The organism is Paenibacillus antibioticophila (assembly GCF_000455265.1).
Lineage (GTDB): Bacteria > Bacillota > Bacilli > Paenibacillales > Paenibacillaceae > Fontibacillus > Fontibacillus antibioticophila.
Map to the genome: position 1 here is coordinate 281,726 of NZ_HG005143.1, position 20,087 is coordinate 301,812.

Annotated in this window: 17 protein-coding genes, 11 tRNA genes and 1 pseudogene; 4 read left to right on the forward strand and 25 right to left on the reverse strand. The window is 46.9% G+C overall.

The annotated features are described in order from the left end of the window. Positions 1-17 precede the first annotated feature (17 nt). Positions 18-629: a hypothetical protein gene (locus TX85_RS23980; RefSeq protein WP_044482435.1), complete on the reverse strand. Its 612-nt coding sequence runs from the start codon at positions 627-629 to the stop codon at positions 18-20. Between the two features lie 244 nt (positions 630-873). Between TX85_RS23980 and TX85_RS23985 the strand changes: the two genes are divergently transcribed. Together TX85_RS23985 and TX85_RS23990 are read left to right on the forward strand one after the other, a co-directional pair. Next, the gene (locus TX85_RS23985; protein ID WP_044482436.1) at positions 874-1,587 is read left to right on the forward strand and encodes a LytR/AlgR family response regulator transcription factor; all 714 of its coding nucleotides are present in this window, start codon (positions 874-876) and stop codon (positions 1,585-1,587) included. Next, on the forward strand, positions 1,584-2,921 hold the full coding sequence (locus TX85_RS23990) for an ATP-binding protein (protein ID WP_044482437.1): 1,338 nt from the start codon (positions 1,584-1,586) through the stop codon (positions 2,919-2,921). The genes TX85_RS23985 and TX85_RS23990 overlap by 4 nt, the downstream gene beginning before the upstream one ends. Before the next feature lie 120 nt (positions 2,922-3,041). On the opposite strand, the gene TX85_RS23995 is transcribed toward TX85_RS23990, so the two are convergent. The 5 genes from TX85_RS23995 to TX85_RS24015 all read right to left on the reverse strand — a co-directional run bounded on the left by TX85_RS23995 (position 3,042) and on the right by TX85_RS24015 (position 6,213). Next, entirely contained in the window at positions 3,042-3,722 is a 681-nt protein-coding gene (locus TX85_RS23995; RefSeq protein WP_044482438.1) for a hypothetical protein, read from the reverse strand. Between the two features lie 72 nt (positions 3,723-3,794). After that, positions 3,795-4,277 carry an SRPBCC family protein gene (locus TX85_RS24000; protein ID WP_044482439.1) on the reverse strand — a complete coding sequence of 161 codons (483 nt, stop codon included), beginning with the start codon at positions 4,275-4,277 and terminating at the stop codon, positions 3,795-3,797. Between the two features lie 321 nt (positions 4,278-4,598). After that, a complete protein-coding gene (gene arr, locus TX85_RS24005) occupies positions 4,599-5,000 on the reverse strand; it encodes an NAD(+)--rifampin ADP-ribosyltransferase (RefSeq protein ID WP_044482440.1) in 402 nt (133 codons plus the stop codon). 162 nt (positions 5,001-5,162) lie between these two features. Then, positions 5,163-5,642, reverse strand: coding sequence for an SRPBCC family protein (locus tag TX85_RS24010; protein WP_044482441.1), 480 nt, complete (start codon positions 5,640-5,642; stop codon positions 5,163-5,165). A gap of 139 nt (positions 5,643-5,781) precedes the next feature. Beyond that, positions 5,782-6,213 carry a VOC family protein gene (locus TX85_RS24015; RefSeq protein ID WP_316244908.1) on the reverse strand — a complete coding sequence of 144 codons (432 nt, stop codon included), beginning with the start codon at positions 6,211-6,213 and terminating at the stop codon, positions 5,782-5,784. A 431-nt stretch (positions 6,214-6,644) separates the two neighbouring features. Here TX85_RS24015 and TX85_RS24020 point away from each other — a divergent pair, with 431 nt between their 5' ends. Both TX85_RS24020 and TX85_RS24025 read left to right on the forward strand, forming a co-directional pair. After that, positions 6,645-6,974 (forward strand): ArsR/SmtB family transcription factor, encoded by a 330-nt coding sequence (locus TX85_RS24020; RefSeq protein ID WP_044482444.1) that lies wholly within the window; start codon positions 6,645-6,647, stop codon positions 6,972-6,974. Positions 6,975-7,002: 28 nt separating this feature from the next. After that, positions 7,003-7,512, forward strand: coding sequence for an SRPBCC family protein (locus TX85_RS24025; RefSeq protein WP_044482446.1), 510 nt, complete (start codon positions 7,003-7,005; stop codon positions 7,510-7,512). Between the two features lie 233 nt (positions 7,513-7,745). On the opposite strand, the pseudogene TX85_RS28275 reads toward TX85_RS24025, so the two are convergent. From TX85_RS28275 to TX85_RS24120, 19 genes and pseudogenes are all read right to left on the reverse strand, one after another. After that, positions 7,746-7,973: pseudogene (locus TX85_RS28275) on the reverse strand (GNAT family N-acetyltransferase); the annotation flags it as partial. Between the two features lie 75 nt (positions 7,974-8,048). Further along, positions 8,049-9,881 (reverse strand): glutamine--fructose-6-phosphate transaminase (isomerizing), encoded by a 1,833-nt coding sequence (gene glmS, locus TX85_RS24030; protein ID WP_044482448.1) that lies wholly within the window; start codon positions 9,879-9,881, stop codon positions 8,049-8,051. An 842-nt stretch (positions 9,882-10,723) separates the two neighbouring features. Continuing rightward, a complete protein-coding gene (gene glmM, locus TX85_RS24040) occupies positions 10,724-12,064 on the reverse strand; it encodes a phosphoglucosamine mutase (protein ID WP_044482450.1) in 1,341 nt (446 codons plus the stop codon). A gap of 24 nt (positions 12,065-12,088) precedes the next feature. Next, the gene (locus TX85_RS24045; RefSeq protein ID WP_049895220.1) at positions 12,089-13,486 is read right to left on the reverse strand and encodes a CdaR family protein; all 1,398 of its coding nucleotides are present in this window, start codon (positions 13,484-13,486) and stop codon (positions 12,089-12,091) included. Further along, positions 13,486-14,307 (reverse strand): diadenylate cyclase CdaA, encoded by an 822-nt coding sequence (cdaA, locus tag TX85_RS24050; protein WP_044482451.1) that lies wholly within the window; start codon positions 14,305-14,307, stop codon positions 13,486-13,488. The genes TX85_RS24045 and cdaA overlap by 1 nt, the downstream gene beginning before the upstream one ends. Positions 14,308-14,548: 241 nt before the next feature. After that, complete coding sequence (locus TX85_RS24055; RefSeq protein WP_044482453.1) at positions 14,549-15,172, reverse strand: zf-HC2 domain-containing protein; 624 nt, start codon at positions 15,170-15,172, stop codon at positions 14,549-14,551. A gap of 99 nt (positions 15,173-15,271) precedes the next feature. Continuing rightward, positions 15,272-15,865 (reverse strand): RNA polymerase sigma factor SigW, encoded by a 594-nt coding sequence (gene sigW / locus TX85_RS24060; protein WP_233500853.1) that lies wholly within the window; start codon positions 15,863-15,865, stop codon positions 15,272-15,274. Positions 15,866-16,104: 239 nt separating this feature from the next. Further along, a complete protein-coding gene (ppc, locus tag TX85_RS24065; RefSeq protein ID WP_044482454.1) occupies positions 16,105-18,903 on the reverse strand; it encodes a phosphoenolpyruvate carboxylase in 2,799 nt (932 codons plus the stop codon). A 205-nt stretch (positions 18,904-19,108) separates the two neighbouring features. Next, positions 19,109-19,182 (reverse strand) — tRNA-Gly (locus TX85_RS24070). A 9-nt stretch (positions 19,183-19,191) separates the two neighbouring features. Next, positions 19,192-19,268 (reverse strand) — tRNA-Pro (locus TX85_RS24075). Between the two features lie 34 nt (positions 19,269-19,302). Next, a tRNA-Arg gene (locus TX85_RS24080) sits at positions 19,303-19,379 on the reverse strand. A gap of 6 nt (positions 19,380-19,385) precedes the next feature. Beyond that, positions 19,386-19,460: transfer RNA gene (locus TX85_RS24085), tRNA-Gly, on the reverse strand. Positions 19,461-19,463: 3 nt separating this feature from the next. Then, positions 19,464-19,547, reverse strand: a tRNA-Leu gene (locus TX85_RS24090). An 11-nt stretch (positions 19,548-19,558) separates the two neighbouring features. Further along, a tRNA-Lys gene (locus TX85_RS24095) sits at positions 19,559-19,631 on the reverse strand. A gap of 9 nt (positions 19,632-19,640) precedes the next feature. Beyond that, a tRNA-Gln gene (locus TX85_RS24100) sits at positions 19,641-19,715 on the reverse strand. A 10-nt stretch (positions 19,716-19,725) separates the two neighbouring features. Next, positions 19,726-19,801, reverse strand: a tRNA-Val gene (locus tag TX85_RS24105). A 47-nt stretch (positions 19,802-19,848) separates the two neighbouring features. Next, a tRNA-Glu gene (locus TX85_RS24110) sits at positions 19,849-19,923 on the reverse strand. Positions 19,924-19,928: 5 nt separating this feature from the next. After that, positions 19,929-20,001: transfer RNA gene (locus TX85_RS24115), tRNA-Thr, on the reverse strand. Positions 20,002-20,004: 3 nt separating this feature from the next. Then, a tRNA-Asn gene (locus TX85_RS24120) sits at positions 20,005-20,080 on the reverse strand. Positions 20,081-20,087 lie beyond the last annotated feature (7 nt).

Genomic DNA, 20,087 nt, shown 5'->3' on the forward strand with positions numbered 1-20,087 from the left:
ACGCATAGCTGGTTGTGTTATTCGGCCGCACTCTCACCATCTGTAAATGCGATGTAATCAAAGCTGGTCTTTGCAGCGTCAACTATGATTGTTGTTTCGGGAAAGGCCACCGATTCCAGATATTCTTCAGCAGACAAGGCTGGACCATCGCCGCCAACGGCCGTTCCCATTGCATCTGTCCATGCATTCGTATTTACATAACCAACCGGATTAGCGCCTGCGGAGTAGGAACTGTTCGAAATAACGGCTGTAGGTTTGGATAGCACCAGCGTGACCAAGCCGCCTTCATCTGCCGCTGTGTAGGTTCCGTAATATTTAGTGATGTTTGCTCCTCTTGGTACAACATCGTATTTGCCGTTATCATTGAATTCCAAGGCCCCGGAATAAAAGGTTTCCGTGTCTGTCAGGCAGTATGTGTTGTCCGAGAATGTCTCAATATTTTGCACGCCGAAGGTTGCTTGCTTAAAGGTGTGTTCAGGATAAGCACTCATAAATGCAACGTTTGATGTAGAAGCATAATAACCTGTCAATTGTCCCTTCGCTTCTTCCTTTCCGCATGCTGCCAGGCCAAACGCCATGGTTAATGCCAATACCATCGTAGTGATTCTTTTGAGTGTTCTTTTCTTCATTGTCTATTTCCCCTTTGGTAAATTTTTGAATGCGCTTCCGCGATTACACACCTCATTTTAGGGGATCGTGATTCGTAAATGTGATTCCTGACATACTCTCATAGAAATCCAGAGAATTCTGTTCATCATTTTTAGTTTGTGCGGTTTTTTTTTAGTCTGTGATAACTGGGGGTTGTCTTATTGACAAAAAGAAGTGAGCTTCCTATAGTGAGAATGAATTTGATTTACCACGAAGAGGTGAAGAATGATAATCCAAATCGCTATTGTGGAGGATGACAATAACCAAGCCCTCTTATTAGAGAGTTACCTCGAGAAATTTGCAAATGAAAGAGGCCTTTCTTTAAACATAGTACATTTCCGGCAAGCAGTTGCACTATTGGAGAATTACACCCCAAATTTTGATATCGTTTTCATGGATATTCAATTGCCTTATATGAATGGAATGGATGCCGCTCGTAAAATTAGAGAATTGGACAAGGAGGTAATTATTATGTTTATAACTAACCTGTCCCAATACGCTGTTCATGGTTATGAAGTTGAGGCCCTTGATTACATGGTGAAGCCTGTTAAGTATTTTGACTTTGCATTAAAAATGTCTCGTGCAATCAATAAATTGAATGAGCAGCCTAATAGCAGCATCTTGATTTCTACTGTCGATGGCATTCAAAAGGTGTACCCTAAACATATTCGTTACGTCGAAACCGAAGGGCATCACGTCGTCTATCACACTACAGAGGGTGAGTTCCGACAGTATGCAACGATGTCGTCCGTTGAGAAAAGGCTCCAGCCGTTTCATTTTTACAGATGCAATAATTGTTATCTTGTAAATCTTGCTTATGTCCAGAGAATACAAGGATATAACGTCATGCTGGACGGCGAGGAATTGCGAATAAGTCAGCCTAGAAAAAAAGCCTTTGTTCAAAAACTGATGGATTATGTAAGTAAGAAAAACCTATGAGTACCTTTATTTTTGATTTCCTTGGTATTGAGTCAAAACAGTTAATTATCCGCACCTCCAGTCTGGTTGAATTTATTTTCTATACCTTGATCCTGACGCTGCCTTTTCAGAAGACAAAGAATTTCGGGTTAAAGTTATGTATCATCTTGCCGTTCACCTTACCCTTAATACTTTTAGTAGCATCTATTAACTCTCTTCACCCTTATCTATTGACTGGAATAGTTAATATTTTTATGTACCTGTTCGTATTGGCTGCTTTATGCATCCTTTTTAAGGAAGCGCTTTCCGAGCTGTTGCTCTGCCTCGTCGGTGGAATAGCTATTCAAATGATTGTGGGTCGTTTATATGAACTGCTTATCTTGATGGTTAAAAACAACCCTTATGAGACTCATTCATTTTTTAGAGATACTGTCCCTTTAAGAGATTGGACCATATATTTTCTGGTCCACTTTTCACTCAGCCTCATCCTAGCCCTGATTTTCCGCCGAAAAGAAGTCCATGAGCATGATCGGGCAAATCAAAAGCTAATACTCTTTTTTTCACTATCCTTTATATTGGTGACCGTATTGCTCAACTCATTTAGCCGTTCATTTGAAGGCAATAACGACACCCTTGTATTTATAATTAGAGCCTTTTCGATCCTTTACGGTTTACTTACTTTATTACTGCGGACAAGAATATTAGAGGCAAGTAAGCTGAAACGGGAATTGCTGATTATGGACGAGCTGATCTATTCAGAAAAAAAGCAGTTCGACAACATGAAGAGTGAGATTGAAATCATTAATATGAAGTGTCACGATCTTCGGCAACAACTTTCAAATATAAGCTATAAGCTTACAATCCAGGAGATAGAAGCCTTGAATGCAGCCATTGAGGTGTATGACACTAACATTAAAACCGGCAGCGATATTCTGGATGTCATTCTATATAAGAAAAAGCTATTTTGCGAAAAGAATCAGATCGACATGACATGCATGGCTGATGGTCAGTGCTTATCTTTCATATCGCCAAGTCATTTGTATTCACTGCTAAGCAATGCAATTGAAAACGCTCTGGAAGCCGTTCAATCGGTTACAGATGAGAAGAAACGAACAATTTCGATTTGGATCGGGAAAGAAAATGGCATCACGGCTATACATGTTACAAATTATTTTAATGCGGAACTCGTTATTATAGATAATCTGCCTCAAACCAGCAAGAAAGATAAAAACCACCATGGCTATGGCATGAAAAGCATGCGTCATATCGCCCAGCAGTACAATGGGACCCTGTCATTCCATACAGAGGATGATATCTTTTTTCTTCATATTTATTTTCCTAATACTAAATTGTAAGCATACGAGCACTTTAAGTTATGGGGGGCGCTATTATATATAGAAAAAGGCGGCACAAGAAGAGAAAACCTTTCACAGACTTCTCTTCTTGTGCCGCCTAGCTAGAAGCAGTATGGCAGACTACTTCTTATCCGCATGTTCAACCGCTATTTGCAATGTTTCAAGCGGATCTGCTGTTTTTTGGTCAATTACGTAAACCTTGTTCCCTTTTTGCCATTGGATTATTGTCTCGGGATGCTCACGGAAGCCATTGACTTGTATCTTGCCGCGCTCATCCGGCGGAGGCAGAAAATGATCCTCTAAATAACTTACAATGGTTTTAGCCATAGCTTCCCCATTATCATAATCGTCTACAGCATACTCGGGGTCGTTGGGAAAGTTAACTTCGATCAACCATTTTCCTTCATTCCAAGAAATATATTGATGTCCTGCCGCACCTTCAGCATGTCCTTTAATCCCATGTCCCAGATCCACATTCGTTTGTTCAATTTCATAATAATTCTCTATGGCATTAACAGCTTCTTCTTTGCTTGAATACTGAGTCTCCTTTACCAGCCCTTCTTCTTCATGGCGAGAATCACTCGTGTTATCAGGACTTGCTGCATTCCCATTATTAGATTCATTGGTTGATTCGTTACCTGATTCGTTACTTCGATTATCTGAATTTAAATCTCCTGTATTCGAACTGTTCGTTTGTCCAGGGTGCGCAGAGTTGTTCGATGGAGTCTGATCCGTTCCTTGGCAAGCAGATAAAACAAGCACAAGTAGAATGAGCATCGCAAAATAAACTTTCTTCATCATGACGAGCCTCCGTTCTTGATGCAATTTAGTTCCGACTACGATACTCTTCATTACCCGAAATGAATATTGAATTCACTTTAACTGATTGATTACACTTACATACCTCTGATGCCATTCTTCCCATTCGCCTTTTGGAAAATCCATAAATTGACCATCAAGTAAACTACTAAGCATATCGAGACATACATGCCATCCGGCTAGATCTATAGAGGTATGGTCACTTAAGACAGGAATAAACTCCTTTAAGACTAATAGGCAACCATCGTCATTGGGAAATAACTCGAAGCGAACCCACCCTTGCCCCCATTCGTATTGTAAATAGAACCGTTCTTTGTAGTCCTCAATCGAGATGTCAAAGGATTTCCCCGTTCCATCGTTCATATTGAACTTTATCTTCCCGCCTTGTCGAAGGTCTACAACTTGGAGGTTAGGCATCCATTTTTCAAGTTTGTCATTCTCGGTTAATGCGGACCACACCTTTTCAACTGAATAATGCAGTGACCGGTTATAGGCGGCTATAAAGCCGCCTTTAAATTTCTCTACTACTGCCAGCATATAGTTACTCCTCCTTCAATAATTCCCTTAGTGTATTATCGCCCAGATCCCCTTAATTACTAAACCTTATTATAGGCGATCAGTGATGGGTCCTATAAAATACAGAGCGCCAGTTCACTTGTGAACTAGCGCTCTGGCACTTTTTCTCTAACATATTAATCGTAATACACTAGCATTACCAACCGACTTTGTTGTTTTGAATCAACTTTAATTTTCTTATAAGCAGCAACTGTTCGGTGAAAATAAAGCATTAGACTAACCCCTAACAAATGCAGCAAAAACCAAGACCCGATAGACTGCCGCCGCCATTTAACAGTTAGTCTAATTTAGAATCTCGCCTTTATCTGTTTTCGCCAAACGTTCTCGCCAAACTGCTAGCTGTTCAGGCGTTTGTCGCACCCAATCCTTCACTTCGCCAACAATTTTTAATGGGGCCTTGCTGCGATATGATCGCGTCGGATTACCTGGAAATTTCTTGTCCGTCACATTTGGATCATTTTCCCATTCACCTGTCGGCTCAACGAGATACACGCGGGGTGCACCATCGCCTTTTGCCAACTCAGCAGCTAACCCAGCCCCATCACGCAAAGCTGTAAAATAAATGTGATTCATCACAACATCGGGATTGTAATTTGAGCGAAAACCAGCTGTGAGTAAGTCTCCTATCTGCAAATCTGCTCGTGTCCCATGATAAAAAGGACCGTTGTCAAGAATTTCAGCCATCTCGCCACCACCCCCAAATTCAGTAGGATAAATCTGATTTTACCATGAAATCTGCACATTAGCGTAAGAATCCGCATCAATAACGTTGCTCAAAAGTGATAAAAGCCAATTTATTGAACTACGCCTCCGTTAGTATGTGGATACTATAAATTTCTCGACCTATTATTCGGTGTATTCGGCAAGATTCTCCAGAGTGGACCTCAAACCAACGTCGTGATCTTCCTTCTGAATTCCTTCGGGTACGTTCTCACAAACGATAGTAACATTGGTGCCTTCCGGAACAGCTGTTAAGGTCCATGTCATGATCATCTCTCCGGGGTAGACGGGGTCCTCAGACTCAAATTCTACCGACCATACAATTCGCTCTCCCGGGATGAGCTCTAAGAATCTCCCTTTGGAAACGTCAGTATTTTCCGAGGTCTTGCCTTCAATTGAATGGTCCGTTCCGATATAAGATAGAGATATTCGATAGGCTCCACCGACTCGAGCGTCGAACTCAAATATATGGCCCTTCATACCCTTCGGTGGCAGCCACAAAACCAAAGCCCCAGGATCCACGAATGCCTTATAGATAGTTTGGGTTGCTGCCTTGATGATTCTCGAAGCAGTGTCAACTCTCTTCTTACTCGACTCATTTGTCATAACTTCAACCCTCCAAAGTTGCGTATTCATAATAGCCTTCAAATAATAGACCATTACGCCGACATCATAGAAACGCTGACATAGAAACTGTTCAGACTGTCTCACGACTTATGTTTCGCAATTCGTGTAATTGTATCGATTACTCCGCTTGAAACAAGTCAAATTGATTACCGTACAAATCCTCAAAACCGACTCCTTTTCCTCCCGGAACTAGGGTTGGTTCTCCGTGGAGCACGACACCACGTTCTTTCATTTCAAAGTAGTCGCCTTCGATATCATCTGTTTCAAACATGATCAGGACTTGATTAGCGCTCTGTTTGCCTATCAAAGCTCTTTGGTCTGGTGTATCCGCCTTTACAAGTTCAAATAACGTTTCATTACTCTCTCTCGGAGCGACCGCTAGATATCGCGATCCCGGACCAAATTCCATATCCGAGATTACAACAAACCCAAGCCTTTCCGTATAAAATTGTTTGGCTTCCTCCTGATCTTTCACTAGAATCGTAAGTTGGGCCGCTTTAAGAATCATGTCCTCAGTTCCTTCCTTCTCTCTTGGATATTTCGAAATCAAGCTTTCATGATTAAATTATACCTTCTATCTAAAAAGAACGCTCCCGCACCTTAGGAAACAGGAATCCTGAGTAAAGACTCTGAATTAAGATTCGAGAAAGAACCTGCATTTCCCTTCCCTATCCCCTAATCCCTTTCCCCTGAAACAATTGAAAAGCCGAGCAAATGTCAGAAAATAATCCTGGATATGCTCAGCTTTGATACGAGTTTGGGATCACTGATACGAGTTTATTTGCTTCTCACAACTGTTCGATGAAAATAAAGTATTAGACTGCCGCTGTTGTCATTCAACTAACGTACCCGTTAGTTCAATCTTGTGTAGCTTACTTTGGTACATAAATAAATCGGAATATTCCTTGACAGGAATATTCCGATTGAGGTATATTGTAAATGTAAGCAAGAGGCACTGCTAAAAACGAGGTGATAGACCGAATGACGGATAGCACATCGACGTTTAGCGCTCTGGCAGAGCCGAATCGATTACGCATCGTAGATTTACTCGCGGGCGGCCCTCTATCCGTGGGCGAGATCGCGGAGAGTCTGCAACTAAGGCAGCCCCAAGCGTCCAAACATTTGCGCGTCCTATTGGAAGCCGGCCTGGTGGAAGTCGAAGCGGAAGCAAATCGGCGGAACTACAAGCTTCGAATTGAGCCTTTGAAAGAACTTGATGAATGGTTGGAGCGTTACCGTCGGATCTGGAACGAGCGTTACGACAACTTAGAGCGATATTTGCAGCAACTGCAAGTGAACCCGAAAGAATAAGGACCCAAAATTCGAGGAGGAACAAACAATGACAAACAAAATGTTGAGCAAAGTAGAAGGAAACGTATTGACTCTGGAACGCGTTTTTAACGCTCCCCGCGAGCTTGTATTCCAAGCATTCTCCGAAGCGGAGCATCTGAAGCAATGGTGGGGGCCAAGCGGCTGGTCCATTCCAGTATGCAACGTCGACTTCCGCCCGGGCGGCATCTGGCATTACTGCATGAAGTGCGAAGACAAGGCGCAAGGCGATTTCTACGGCATGGAGTCTTGGGGTAAAGCCATCTACAAGGCAATCGCAACGAACGAGCAGATCGAATACACCGACTACTTCTCCGATAGCGAAGGCAATGTTTCGGCAGATATGCCTTCAACGGATGTCATCCTTCAGTTCGTGGAATTCGAAGGCAAAACAAAGCTAATCAACCAAGCGACTTACGCATCCGTTGAAGCACTGCAACAGGTGCTTGACATGGGCATGGAGCAAGGCATCACGGAAACTTGGGATCGTCTGGAAGTGCACCTGCAGAGCGCTCAATAAGTGAAATAATAACCGCAAACCACGACAAACCGCCCTCTCGGCAATGCAGAAGGGCGGTTTGTCACGTTTTGCGCCATACCGGTTTTCATTATGGATAGTTACACTTGAACTAATCAGCCCGTTTTTCAATAGAACAGGGAGCAGCGCCGCGGCGACCTGCTCCCTGTTCTGGTTGAACTTAACGTCTCCCATTAGTGTAACGGCTTATTTATTGTGCAAATTCAAATACATGTCTAACGATACATTTGTACATACCACATTTTGAACCCGTGCCGCTCATAAACACCGTTTGATTCAGCTTCAGCAATAATGCAATCGACCAATTGAAGCCCAATACCATCCACCCTATAATCAGGATGAATATAAACTTCATAAATCTCCAGAAACCGAGAGTTTAAAGGAAATATAGGATACTGGGAAGTTTGAATAACTCCGTGCGTATATCCAATAATTCTACCTTTCTGTTCGGCAACCTAAAAATATTCACCTAATTGATTTGAAATTTTTTCAGCAACACCCCAACCAGGCTCTCTCCCCTACTCCACCGTCACACTCTTCGCCAAATTCCGCGGCTTATCGACATCATGACCTAGAGCCAGAGATGCGTAGTAAGCCAGAAGCTGCAGAGGTACAACGGACAAGGCTGGCATCAAGAGCGGCAGGGTCTTCGGAATCGCGAAGACTTGGTCGACTGAACGCATCAGGTCTGCCACATGCTCTTCATAGGTGATGGCCATCACTTCGGCGCCGCGTGCCTTCACTTCCTTGATGTTGCTGACGGTCTTCTCCAGCAAGGCATCCTGGGTGGCCAGGGCGATGACTGGAATGCCTTCCTCGATCAGGGCCAGGGTTCCGTGCTTCAATTCACCCGCAGCATAAGCCTCGGAATGGATATAAGAGATTTCCTTCAGCTTGAGCGAGCCTTCCATCGCTACCGCATAGTCCAGACCGCGGCCGATGAAGAACAGATGCTCATGCTTGGAAATATGCTCGGCATATGCCTTGATCGATTCGCTTTGGGCAAGCAGGCTTTCCACTTGTTCGGGCAGCGACTGCATGGCTGCAATGACATGTGCAATTTCCGAGGCTTCCATCGTTCCGCGGATATCCGCCATATACAGGCCAAGCAGATTGAACGCAATAATCTGCGAAGTATATGCCTTGGTCGACGCTACAGCAATTTCTGGACCCGCCAGCGTAGCGATAACATCGTTCGCATCGCGTGCAATCGAGCTGCCCACCACATTGGTGATGGCCAGAACATGCGCACCGTTGGCTTGTGCTTCACGAAGTCCAGCCAAGGTATCCGCTGTTTCACCGGATTGGCTCACTACGATAACGAGCGTATCCGGGGTGATGATCGGATTGCGATAACGATACTCCGAAGCGACCTCGAACGACACCGGCACACGGATCAATTGCTCAATGACCGAGCCGCCTACGAGCCCAGCATGATATGCTGTGCCGCAAGCTACGATGTGAATCTGACGAATCGAGCGGATATACTCCGGCGTCATATTCAGATTCGGGAAGACCACCTTATGCGTCTTCTCATCAATCCGGCCAAGCATCGTATCCCGGTATGCCTTCGGCTGCTCATGGATTTCCTTGAGCATGAAATGGTCAAATCCGCCTTTTTCCGCAGTCACTTCATCCCACTCGACAGAAATCATTTCCCGAGAAATAAAATTCCCTTCGATGGTCATCAATTCGACAGCGTCTTTAGTCAGAAGCGCCATTTCCCCGTCATTCAAAATGTAAACTCTACGCGTATATTTCAAAATCGCCGGAATGTCGGAGCCGATGAAGTTCTCGCCTTCACCAATCCCGATGATCAGAGGGCTCGCTTGACGCACAGCCACCAACCGGTCCGGTTCATACTCCGTTAATACGCCAAGCGCAAATGCGCCGCGCATGAAGCTGATCGCCCTTTGGACAGCCTTAACAATATCTCCCTTATATTCGCGTGCAACCAAATGGGAAATAACTTCTGTGTCTGTCTCGGATACAAATACATATCCCTGGTCGATCAGTTCTTCCTTCAATTCCAGGTAATTCTCAATGATACCGTTATGCACCACCGAGAATTTCTGGGTGTGGTCCGTATGAGGATGGGAGTTCACATCCGACGGCTTGCCATGGGTTGCCCAGCGGGTATGACCGATTCCGGCCGTTCCCTCCAACGGGGCACCGTCCAGCTTGGATTCCAGGTTGGCCAAACGTCCGATCGACTTGGCTACCTGCAGCCCCTTCGAGGTATATACCGCGATTCCCGCCGAATCATATCCCCGATACTCCAGCTTTTTAAGTCCATCCAGCAATACCGTCTGTGTATCTCTGTCCCCAATATATCCCACAATACCGCACATAATTTATATCCTCCGTTTCATTCTCTCCGAATTTTAAAAGTTCAGGACAGGAGGAAAGAAGCGGAAGACGCTCGCACGGTCCACAGAGACAGGTCTATTCAGTTATGAATTCATCACAAATAACATAGCTCAATCCTAAAATATCGCTCATGAATGTCCATCTTCTCCGTACACCGCGGTTCTCCCGCACTCCTGTCCACACTCATGAAATAATTACGTCTTAATAAGGTCATCAGCCTGAAAGGTTTGGCAGAACGGTCGCCCATTCCTTTTGTCCTTACAGTTACGATGTGATGAATCACCGGGAGGCCCCCGCCGAACAATTCGAACACCTCCACCTCGTCAGCTTGCCTTTGCCGCTCTCTCCGTTCGGATCTTGCGTCAACCCTGAGGTTGCGCACAATTTGCCTATGACAGTATTCCGAATCAGCTTCACGCGCGAAATCAAGCTCTGGCGCTTAACTTGCAGTTACCTCACGATCCTCACTTTCGCTTCTTGAATAATGTCTATTATATGCACTTGAGGAAGGTTTGGCAATTCGTCTCTTCTCATCTTCATGCATACTCACTGATTTTACCCTAAACCAAGTTAAAAAGCACGTCCTTCTTCAACCTTTCTCTCCCCGCCCCACCTTACACAAAAAAAGAACTGCCACTTCTCCTCAGAGAACGGCAGCTCACAATTTTTCAAATACAACATTAAACTAGATAAGTTGAATTAAAGAAGCTGCGTAGAATAGGGCATAAGTGTATACTTTCATTCAATCAAGAAATCCGTGAACAACAGTGATCGAAGGCACACTTTACACGTTGCCCACTGCATACGCAATTACTAGTTCAACTTAAACTAGTTCCTTCTCTACAACCGAAACGATGCTGGCTACCAGTTGCTCAAGCTCCGCCAGTTCCGGTCCTTCAGCCATGACGCGAATCAGGGATTCTGTCCCGGAAGGACGAACCAGCACCCGCCCGTTATCGCCAAGCTGGCGCTCCACGGACACAATCGCTTCCTCAATCGCTGTATTGCCTACATACTTGCTCTTATCCTGAACCCGCACATTCACCAGCACCTGCGGATATTGCTTCATGACCTTCTTCAACTCGCTAAGCGGCTTGCCGGCCGCCTTCATCGTATCAACCAGCTGAATCGCTGTCAGAATGCCGTCCCCAGTCGTATTATAATCCAGAAAAATTACATGGCCCGACTGCTCTCCGCCCAGATTGTAGCCGCCGCGAATCATCTCAGCCATGACATAACGGTCTCCAACCGCTGTCTGCTGCGTGTTAAGCGACAGCTTCTTGGTCGCCTTATAGAAGCCGAAATTACTCATCACCGTCGAGACGATCGTGCTGTCCTTCAGCTTGCCTGCGCGGTTCATCGCATCGCCGCAAATGCAGAGGATATAGTCGCCATCAACTTCCTCGCCATTCTCATCAACCGCAATCAGACGATCCGCATCTCCGTCAAATGCCAGTCCAATATCGGCACCAAGTCGTCTGACCTCTTCCTTGAGCTTCTCCGGATGGGTCGAGCCGCAGTGATCATTAATATTCAGCCCGTTCGGTTCGGAGCCAATGCTGTACACCTCGGCGCCCAGCTCCTTGAATAATTGCGGAGCCAACTCATAGGCTGCCCCGTTCGCGCAGTCAAGGACAATCTTTAGCCCTTCAAAGGAATGGGAGATTGTTGTCTTCAAATGATCAAGGTATCTGAATTTGGATTCGATATCTACCGTAACTGAGCCCAGATCAGCGCCAATTGGCCGCGGCAGCTCGTCTGTCTCCTTGTCCATCAGCTCTTCGATCAAGAGCTCGGTCTCATCCGACAGCTTGAAGCCGTCGTTTCCAAAGAACTTGATTCCGTTATCCTCCACCGGATTATGCGAGGCCGAGATCATGACTCCCGCCGATGCATTCAGCAAGCGCGTCAAATAAGCCACTGCCGGAGTAGAGACAACCCCGATCCGGATGACATCCGCTCCAATCGAGAGCATGCCTGCCACAAGGGCAGATTCCAGCATAACGCCGGAGATCCGGGTATCCATCCCAATCACGACCTTAGGCTTCGGAACCTGGCCAGCCAGCACATACCCTCCGCAGCGGCCAATTTGATAAGCCATTTCTGGTGTTAGCTCTTGATTTGCAATCCCTCTGACTCCATCTGTTCCAAAATATTTCCCCATAATTACACTCCTTCAGTGTTGTTCCTATAGCTTGCTTTCCGATTGCGTTCCGTTTGTTCCCGCAGTTCCCCCGTCATCCTGAGTATCTGTCTCAGTATTATCCGCAGGCTCCGTTGGAGGAACAGAATTGTCGGCACCGCCATTTCCTGTCTCCGCATTCGGGTCATCCGGAACCGTCGCGGCCGGATCTGCAATCTCGGTCAATTCAATTTGAATAGAATGGTTGTAGCCCGGCTCAGCCAAATCGATATAATCCGGAAGCTTGATCGCTATGGGGACAGTATGTGTGCCTGCAACCAAACCGGATAGATCAGCAGTTGCGAGAATGTCCTCTGTCCCAAGCCTTCCCAGTTGATCCTGTGAGCCAAGCACGGTTAACGAAATGTGCTGATCTGCAGCATTGAGGAATTTCGCCTCCAGGCTTTCGCTCAAATTTAGCAGATTCACCGAAATATTGTCAATCGTTCTGCTGGCTGCCGGCTCGATCTTCACCGTTACTTGCGCCGTGGTGGGCTCAATTGCATCAATCCCCTCGGGAGGCGCGAGATTCACCGTATAGTTCGTCTCACTGGTCCCGACGAACTGTCCCAGATCCACCGTCACCGGAAAAGAGGTAATGGCATCCAGGCTTTGTTTGGGGCCGTATAGAGCCACCCCTTCCACATCGGTACTGATCCCTGAGAGAACATAGCCCGCTGGCAGACTTCCCGTATGATTCACTTCTAGCGGTACGCTTTTATACAGCTTATTGATCGGAACATCGACCTCTACAGAAGCCGGCTCGATCTCCGCATTCTTCATTTCCTGCCCATGCTTATCATATGCGGTTAGCTTTACCGTCTTGCCTTTTACAGACTCCGTCAGATCCGTTACATCAACCGTTCCTTGCACCTTATGGATCTCCTGCAGCTCGCTCTGCGGAAGGGTCACGTTCACATGATCTGCTCCCGTCAGTACAGGACTGCCCAATTGCATGCCCTCTGCAGGCGTGCCTTTCGTCACGATGGTAACCGGCATTTCAATCGTTTCCTTCGCCTCGATAGTTACCTTGATATAAGAAGGCGACATGGAGATTAGCGTGACTCCGGGAGGAACCTCCGGCGAAAGCGGCAATGTCGTTGTTCCCGGTCCTATATTTTTCAGATCCAGCTTCACCCGATAATCGGAAAAGCTCATCGTCAGATCTGTGCGCTTCCCCTTTACTTCCATGGTTACATTATCCGGCTCTAGGTCATAAAGGACATACTTTTCACTATCAAATCCCGTAACCTCAATCTTGATATTGTTAATCACCTTCGAATTCATCACGGTTGTCGGTGAGACCGGAGTACCGCTGTCAATATGAACCATAGCCCAAAGGACGATGCTGATGATCAAGGCGATAATCTTGGCTACATTGTTCTGGCTTAGCCACTTGTCCATTACTTCCGCCCCCCTATCCGTTTCCAGAAAGGCTTCCGTTTCTCGATCTGATTGAATTTCGGACCGAGCTCCTCATACAGCTTGGAGATCAAAGATTCTTCATTAATATCCCGGACGACCTGACCCTCGATCGCAAGCGAGATTTGTCCCGTCTCCTCGGATACTACAATCGAGACCGCATCCCCCACCTCGCTGATTCCAATGGCTGCGCGGTGTCTTGTCCCAAGCTCTTTACTGATAAACGGGTTCTCGGACAAAGGCAAATAACAGCCAGCCGCCGCAATTCGGCGATTCTGCACAATGACCGCGCCATCATGAAGCGGGGTATTCGGGATAAAGATATTGATCAGCAGCTCCGAAGAGATCACCGACTGCATCGGAATGCCTGATTCAGTATACTCGTTCAGCCCCGTATTGCGTTCAAAGACGAGCAAGGCGCCGATTTTTCTACGTGATAAATAATTAACAGCCTTAATAACAGCTCCGATCTCTTTGCTCAGCTCTTCATCATCAGCATTCCGTCCGAACAGCTTGCCCCGGCCTAACTGCTCCAATCCCCGTCGAAGCTCCGGCTGAAAGATAATAAATACGGCCAGCACTCCGAACGTAAACATCTGATTCATGAGCCATTTTAAGGTGTACAGATCAAACCACGTACTCGCCGCCCAGATTAACACCAACACCAGGAGCCCTTTTAACAATTGAATGGCCCGAGTACCCCGGACCAACAAAATCAGGTGATAGATAATATATGTAACAATAAGAATATCAATAATATCCTTGAGATAGTCCTGCCAAGTCGAATTCGCAAAATAATTCATAGATGAAACCCCCACGTGTCTCTGTGGCAGCCGCCATATCCAGAAACATTTATGTAAAGCTCAAAAGCTTGTCTCTTTCTGTGTAGTCTTCCCTAACCTCTAGGTTATAACGTAATGGCAGCAGATGCAAGCGTCCATTCTCTCTCTAGGTTTAGGAATCAGAGGTGTTTTTTTCCTGAGGACGCAAAGAAAAGGCGCCCGTGTTCCTCCTGAGAGGAAGGCGCCATGTTCTCCATATGTGCTACCTGTAGGCCACTTCCGTAAACACGTTAGATATCCGGTACCAGATCCAGTCCAACGCCTGATCAATGCTCTTGATCTCTCCGGCGATATGCGCCGTGGATGCCTGATAGTAGGAACCATCAATGACGGTCAAATTTCCCTGTACCTCTCCCAAAATCTGTACATCGCCATTCTCTATAGTAAGATTCCCGGCAATGCTTGCTCCTTCAGGGACGGTAACCGTCTTCCCCTCAATAATAAGCTGATTCTGATTGGATTCCGCGGTCTTGACCACCAGATCCTCCGCTCTATCCCACATGGATACTGCACTGAACAGCATAACCACCAGAAATAGCGCGGCCGCTGTAAGCGCAGGATGACGTCTCACCCATTTGGGAAAAGGCTGCCGGTCATACTGCCTTGGAATCTGATCCATAATCCTGTCGACAAGCTCATCATCCGTCTTGATCGCCGTGTGCTTGATTGTGGCGAACATGAGCATCTCTGTCTGTTCCAACTCCCGATACAGGGCGTTGCATGAGGGGCAGGCCTGCAAATGCTGCTTAAGCTCCAAGGCCTGCTCATGCGGCAAATCATCATCCAGAAAATCATGCATCAATGAGGAGGCTTGTTTGCAATCCATATTAGCCAATCCTTTCTCAGTATCAATCTATGGCAGCCAACGTTCTGTCCATTGGCATAGTCGTCCTACCTAACATTACGTAACACAAAATTAAGCGTTTCATAAAAATTTATGCTCCAGCTTCTTCCGCAAAAATTCCCGTCCACGATGGACCCTAGTCTTCACCGTAGTAACCGGCATCTCCAGCACATCACTGATCTCTTGCAGCGACAGCTCCTGCAAATACCTCAGGATGATTACCGATTTATACTTGGCCGGCAAGCCTTCGATGGCCTTGTGAATCGTCTGCTGGGTCTCCGAGAGCAAGTATTCCGTCTCCGGCGTCCGGTCATCTCCAGGAATGAGCGCATATCCGTCTACCCCATCCTGATCATTCATTCCCGCATCAAGATAGTAATTGGGCTTGCGCTTTCGCAGCCGGTCTATACACAGATTTGTCGCAATCCGGTAGATCCAGGTCGAGAACTTCTGCTTATCATCATATCGGTCAAAATTTTTATATACGCGCAAAAAAGTCTCCTGGACAATATCTTCAGCCTCATGTCGATTCGACAGCATCCGATAGGCCAAGTGAAATATCTTGTCCTTGTACAACTCAACGAGCTCGGCAAAGGCTGTCTGTTCACCCTTACGGGCCAGCTTAACCAATCTCGCCTCAAAATGTTCCACCACGATCATTTCCCCCATATCCATGGATGGGCTTTTTCGGGATTCCTACCTGCCTTGCGCTCCGCTTCCCTAGCCCTTGCGCGGCACCTTGCGCCTGCGGCACTTCATTCAAATGTTAATTCAACTGTCACGAAATTGCAATAACCTTCACATACATTCCCTCTGGAGTCCCGCAAAAAAAACAGACCCGCTCATTCCTGAACGGGCCCGGGCTTCAGCTATGCTTGTTTCATGCGCTATTGCTTTTTGATTTGTCTCGGGTATCAGCCTGTATTGCGAAGGCCGGCTGCAATTCCGTTAATGGTCAGCAGAACCTCTCTCAACAGGACCGAATCATTGCGACCCAACTCCCGCGCTGCGCGCAGCTCGCTTAACAGCTTCACCTGCATATAGCTGAGCGGATCTACATAAGGATTACGCTGACGAATCGACTCCTGAAGGTCAGGAGCATTCTCCAGAATATCCGACAATCCGGTAATCTTCAAGATCATATCCTTCGTAAGATGGAACTCCTCCTCAATTTGCCGGAAGATTCGTTCCTTATAGTCCTCTTCTCCGCACATTTGAGCATATTCCTCTGCAATGACAAGGTCCGCCTTAATGACCGCAAATTGCAAGGTATCGATCAAGGATTTGAAGAAGACCGAGTTCTTGTACATATCTTGGAGGACCTTAAGATTCTCTTCCTTCCCTTGATAGTACGTATTAAGTCCTGTACCTGCCGCGTACCAAGCAGGGAACAGATAACGGCTCTGCGTCCAGGCGAATACCCATGGAATTGCCCGCAGGTCTTCAAATCGGTCACTATTCTTACGTTTGGATGGACGCGATCCGATATTCAATTCCCCAACCTCGATCAATGGAGTGGATTCTCTGAAGAACTTCAGGAAGTCCGGCTCCCGGAAGACCAAATCCTGATACTTCTCCAGGGAAGTCTCCGAGATTCCTGCGATGATCTCATCCCATTGATCCTCTTTTTCGGTGCCATTCTCCTCATGAACCTTGGCTTGAATCGCAGCTGTAATCAGAGCAGAGGTTGCTGTCTCCAGGCTACGATAAGCGATTCCCCGCAGCGAGTAGCGGGAGGAGATGACTTCCCCTTGCTCCGTAATTTTGATCCCTCCGCCGATAGTCTCCGGCGGCTGAACAAGAATACTGCGGTTAAGCGGCATTCCACCGCGCCCGAGCGCTCCTCCACGGCCATGGAAGAACTTCAGCTTCACGCCAAACTCCTTCCCAGCTGCCGTAATCTGCTTCAACGCCACACGAAGCTCCCAGTTTGCCGTTACTACGCCGCCATCCTTGTTGCTGTCGGAATACCCCAGCATAATCTCCTGCAGGTCCTTCATGGCTGCTACAGATTGGCGATAGACCGGCATACTGAACAGTCTGCGCATAATATCAGGGGCTGCATGCAGATCGTCGATCGTCTCGAAGAGCGGAACCGATTGAAGCGTACAAATGACTTTGCCATCGGCTTCTTTTCTGAACAGTCCAACCTCTTTGGCAAATACCATAACCTCCAGAATATCGCTTGCCGCTTCCGTCATACTGATCAGATAGCTTGTGATACACTGAGTGCCGAATTCCTTCTGTGCATTGAAAATAGTACGGTATACGTTCAGACATTCCTTCGTGCTGTCACTATATTCCTGATAAGAAGAGGTTAGCGGTCTAGGATCATTCAGCAGCCGCTCCAGCAGCTCCAGCTTGGCTTCCTCTTCGAGCTCTGCGTAGTTGCTGACAATATTCATATTGGCCAACACTTCAGTCATGGCGTTCTCATGCTCTTTGCTATGCTGCCGGATATCCAGGGTCGCCGTATGGAAGCCAAACAGCTCCACTTGCCGAATAATCTTGTTCAGATGAGTATCCGCTACATAATCCGCGTAGTGATGCCGGAGACTGCGGTCAATGACTTTAAGGTCCTCGATCAAGCCATTCACATCGTAAAAGCTCTCCCGGCTATCCTTTTTCCCGGAATCAAGCACCATGTGCAGCTTCTCCGTCATATACGTAAGCTTAACACGGTAAGGCTCTTTATCATTGTTCCATACCGATGTCTTCAGCAGCTTTACTTGCAGGCGATCGCGCTGAATCGAAGCCATCAGCTCATCCGATACATCCACAATGCTGGTGCTGAAGCTCAAATACTTGAACAGCTCCGACAACAGATTCTGATACTCGCGGATGACCAGCTTGCGCTGCATCTTCAGCGTCTGCCAGGTTACATCAGCGGTTACGGACGGATTCCCGTCCCGGTCGCCTCCAATCCAGGAGCCAAACCGCAGATAAGCAGGAACATGCCATAGATGCTCCGGATAGTATTTGCTCAGACATCGTTCAAGCTCTTGATATACCTCAGGCAAGACATGGAATAAGGTTTCGTGAAAATAGTACATTCCGTTTCTGACTTCATCCAGTACCGTAGGCTTGCGGTCACGCAGCTCGTCTGTCTGCCAAAGCGTGATAACCTCATTCAGCAGCTTCTCCCGTAACTGCTCCCGCTCGCGGTAAGTCAGTGTCGGGTTATCCAGCTGCATCACATCATCGGCAATCCGTTTATGGATGTCGAGAATGGCGCGGCGCATCGCCTCCGTTGGGTGGGCTGTCATAACCAGCTCCAGTGACATCCCCTCCAGAACCTCCTGGGCTTCACTGAAGTTAAAGCCATGCTCCTTCAAATCTCTTACCGCTGCCTCGATAGACCCAAACTGTACGGCGTCTCCTGCAGAGCGCTCGTAATCTCTTTTACGGCGAATCCGGTGATTTTGCTCAGCAATATTTACCAGTTGAAAATAGATGGCAAATGCACGGATGACCTGATGCCGGATATCCGGTTCTAGCGAATTGATCATGCTCTTGAACTCGTCATGCAATTCCGGCATAAACATTGCTCTTAAGGACTTACTCGCTTCACGAATCTTCTCGACAATATCTAAGAGCTCATTACCGCCCTGGTGAACAAGGACCTCTCCCAGAATATTGCCCAAAAAACGTATATCGCGTCGTAAAAGGTTATTTGAGTTCGTTTTACCGGCTGCTACTGCTACTTCCGTCATAGCTCTCCCCCATTTCGTCCCTATTCCATCTCAAGATGCCTTCCTAACATAATACAATAAACTTCCCTGAAAATCTTCACTTTATTTGTAAGTTTTCTATGCACCTTTATTCACCCTAACACGGTGAAGCAATAAAATGCAAGGATAAAAAAAAGCTTGGTTATAACAAAAAACACCATCTTTATGATGATGTTGCATGAATTAATGGAGCGGGTGATGGGAATCGAACCCACGCTACCAGCTTGGAAGGCTGGAGTTCTACCATTGAACTACACCCGCAGCATATAATGGTCGGGACGACACGATTTGAACATGCGACCCCCTGGTCCCAAACCAGGTGCTCTACCAAGCTGAGCTACGTCCCGACATTAAAGTATACAGCACTTATAAAATTAAAAGTGGCGCGCCCTAAGAGATTCGAACTCCTGACCTTTTGATTCGTAGTCAAACGCTCTATCCAGCTGAGCTAAGGGCGCGTACTATGGAGCGGACGACGGGAATCGAACCCGCGACCCTCGCCTTGGCAAGGCGATGCTCTACCGCTGAGCCACGTCCGCAAATGGTGCGCGTGGAGGGACTTGAACCCCCACGTCAAAGACGCTAGATCCTAAGTCTAGTGCGTCTGCCAATTCCGCCACACGCGCACTTTGAAAAGTGAGCCATGAAGGACTCGAACCTTCGACACCCTGATTAAAAGTCAGGTGCTCTACCAACTGAGCTAATGGCTCATAGCTAAATGGCTGGGGATATAGGATTCGAACCTATGGATGACGGAGTCAAAGTCCGTTGCCTTACCGCTTGGCTAATCCCCAATAATTAAAATGGTGGAGGCTGAGGGGATCGAACCCCCGACCCTCTGCTTGTAAGGCAGATGCTCTCCCAGCTGAGCTAAGCCTCCATATGTACCAGCTTACAAAGGGCTTCTCATCCCTGCAAAGATATACATGGTGACCCGTAGGGGATTCGAACCCCTGTTACCTCCGTGAAAGGGAGGTGTCTTAACCCCTTGACCAACGGGCCTCAAAAGCTTCCAACCGGGATCGAACCGGTGACCTCATCCTTACCATGGATGCACTCTACCTACTGAGCTATGGAAGCAAATGGCTCCCCGAACAGGACTCGAACCTGTGACAACTCGATTAACAGTCGAGTGCTCTACCAACTGAGCTATCAGGGAACATTAC